This window comes from Streptomyces sp. 4N509B (assembly GCF_052245655.1).
In the GTDB taxonomy this organism is placed as follows: domain Bacteria; phylum Actinomycetota; class Actinomycetes; order Streptomycetales; family Streptomycetaceae; genus Streptomyces.
The window spans coordinates 1-3,205 of record NZ_JBQQBZ010000083.1 but is presented as its reverse complement, the minus strand read 5'-3'; the positions used below and the strand labels follow the sequence as shown (position 1 = coordinate 3,205).

The following is a 3,205-nucleotide window of genomic DNA, read 5'->3' as shown; positions in this document are numbered from 1 at the left end:
TGGGTGTGTGGGTGTGTTCCTTGTTGCTGGTTGATTTGTGCATAGTGGACGCGAGCATCTGTGGCCAAGTTGTTAAGGGCGCATGGTGGATGCCTTGGCACCAGGAACCGATGAAGGACGTGGGAGGCCGCGATAGGCCCCGGGGAGTTGTCAACCGAGCTGTGATCCGGGGGTGTCCGAATGGGGGAACCCGGCAGTCGTTATGGGCTGTCACCTGCCGTTGAATGCATAGGCGGTAGGAGGGAACGCGGGGAAGTGAAACATCTCAGTACCCGCAGGAAGAGAAAACAACCGTGATTCCGGGAGTAGTGGTGAGCGAAACCGGATGAGGCTAAACCGTTCACGTGTGATACCCGGCAGGGGTTGCGTGTGCGGGGTTGTGGGCGCTGTCTGGACTGTTCTGCCGGATGGTCGGCGAGTGAGAAATCGCAGGTATAGGCGAAGGGCATGCGAAAGGCCTGGCGTAGAGGGTAAGACCCCCGTAGCTGAAATGTCTGTGACTCGTTGGGGCAGTGGCCCGAGTAGCATGGGGCTCGAGGAATCCCGTGTGAATCTGCCAGGACCACCTGGTAAGCCTGAATATTCCCTGGTGACCGATAGCGGATAGTACCGTGAGGGAATGGTGAAAAGTACCGCGGGAGCGGAGTGAAAGAGTACCTGAAACCATGTGCCTACAAGCCGTGGGAGCGTCGCAGCAGCTCACTTGTGGGTTGTTGTCGTGACTGCGTGCCTTTTGAAGAATGAGCCTGCGAGTGTGGGTGTGTCGCTTGGTTAACCCGTGTGGGGGAGCCGGAGCGAAAGCGAGTCCGAAGAGGGCGCGTGTGGTGGCATGCCTAGGACCCGAAGCGGGGTGATCTAGCCATGGGCAGGGTGAAGCGTGGGTAAGACCGCGTGGAGGCCCGAACCCACCAGAGTTGAAAATCTGGGGGATGACCTGTGGTTAGGGGTGAAAGGCCAATCAGACTCCGTGATAGCTGGTTCTCCCCGAAATGCATTTAGGTGCAGCGTCATGTGGTGCTTGTCGGAGGTAGGGCGCTGGGTAGGTGATGGGCCTTACCGGGTTACTGACCTTAGCCAAACTTCGAATGCCGGCAAGTTTCAGCGTGGCAGTGAGACTGCGGGGGATAAGCTTCGTGGTCGAGAGGGAAACAGCCCAGAGCATCGACTAAGGCCCCTAAGCGTGTGCTAAGTGGGAAAGGATGTGGAGTCGCTTAGACAGCCAGGAGGTTGGCTTAGAAGCAGCCATCCTTGAAAGAGTGCGTAATAGCTCACTGGTCGAGTGATTCCGCGCCGACAATGTAGCGGGGCTCAAGTACACCGCCGACGTCGTGTCATGCGTAGCCTTTGGTTGCGTGTGGGTAGGGGAGCGTCGTGCACCGGGTGAAGCGGCCGGGTAACTGTGTCGTGGACGGTGTGCGAGTGAGAATGCAGGCATGAGTAGCGATTCACCAGTGGGAAACTGGTGCGCCGATTGACTAAGGGTTCCTGGGTCAAGTTGATCTGCCCAGGGTAAGTCGGGGCCTAAGGCGAGGCCGACAGGCGTAGTCGATGGATAACCGGTTGATATTCCGGTACCCGCCGTGAAGCGCCAACGCTGAATCTCCTGATGCTAAGCCCGTGAAGCTGGTGGTTCCCTTCGGGGGGCTGCTGTGTGGATCCGGTGGCCCGAGGGGGTAGTAGGTGAGTGATGGGGTGACGCAGGAAGGTAGTCCAGCCCGGGCGGTGGTTGTCCCGGGGTAAGGGTGTAGCCTGCCGTGCAGGGAAATCCGTGCGGCTGGGTCTTCGAGATCCGAGGGTGAGGCCTGATGCCGAGCCGATTGTGGTGAAGTGGATGATCCTATGCTGTCGAGAAAAGCCTCTAGCGAGTTTTGTGGCGGCCCGTACCCTAAACCGACTCAGGTGGTCAGGTAGAGTATACCGAGGCGTTCGGGTGAACTGTGGTTAAGGAACTCGGCAAATTGCCCCCGTAACTTCGGGAGAAGGGGGGCCATTTCTGGTGAAGACCCGTTGCGGTTGGAGCTGGGGGTGGCCGCAGAGACCAGCGAGAAGCGACTGTTTACTAAAAACACAGGTCCGTGCGAAGCTGTAAGGCGATGTATACGGACTGACGCCTGCCCGGTGCTGGAACGTTAAGGGGACTGGTTAGCCCTTTGGGGTGAAGCTGGGAACTTAAGCGCCAGTAAACGGCGGTGGTAACTATAACCATCCTAAGGTAGCGAAATTCCTTGTCGGGTAAGTTCCGACCTGCACGAATGGCGTAACGACTTCTCGACTGTCTCAACCACAGGCCCGGTGAAATTGCACTACGAGTAAAGATGCTCGTTTCGCGCAGCAGGACGGAAAGACCCCGGGACCTTTACTACAGCTTGATATTGGTGTTCGGTTCGGTTTGTGTAGGATAGGTGGGAGACTGTGAAACTCCAGCGCCAGCTGGGGTGGAGTCATTGGTGAAATACCACTCTGATCGTGCTGGATGCCTGAACCTGGGTCCGTGATCCGGATCGGGGACAGTGTCTGGTGGGTAGTTTAACTGGGGCGGTTGCCTCCTAAAGGGTAACGGAGGCGCCCAAAGGTTCCCTCAGCCTGGTTGGTTATCAGGTGGTGAGTGTAAGTGCACAAGGGAGCTTGACTGTGAGACTGGCGGGTCGAGCAGGTGCGAAAGCAGGGACTAGTGATCCGGCGGTGGCTTGTGGGAGCGCCGTCGCTCAACGGATAAAAGGTACCCCGGGGATAACAGGCTGATCTTCCCCAAGAGTCCGTATCGACGGGATGGTTTGGCACCTCGATGTCGGCTCGTCGCATCCTGGGGCTGGAGTTGGTCCCAAGGGTTGGGCTGTTCGCCCATTAAAGCGGTACGCGAGCTGGGTTTAGAACGTCGTGAGACAGTTCGGTCCCTATCCGCTGTGCGCGTTGGAGTCTTGAGAAGGGCTGTCCCTAGTACGAGAGGACCGGGACGGACGGACCTCTGGTGTGCCAGTTGTCCCGCCAGGGGCATGGCTGGTTGGCTACGTTCGGGAAGGATAACCGCTGAAAGCATCTAAGCGGGAAGCCTGCTTCGAGATGAGGACTCCCACCTCCTTTGAGGGGGTAAGGCTCCCGGTAGACGACCGGGTTGATAGGCCAGGGATGGAAGCCCTGTGAGGGGTGGAGTTGACTGGTACTAATAGGCCGAGGGCTTGTCCGCAGATGCTCGCGTCCACTATGA

The 3,205-nt window shown here is 58.3% G+C and carries 1 rRNA gene; it reads left to right on the top strand.

Going from position 1 to position 3,205, the window contains the following annotated elements:
* Nucleotides 1-62 precede the first annotated feature (62 nt).
* Nucleotides 63-3,184, top strand: a 23S ribosomal RNA gene (locus ACTWP5_RS31975).
* Nucleotides 3,185-3,205 lie beyond the last annotated feature (21 nt).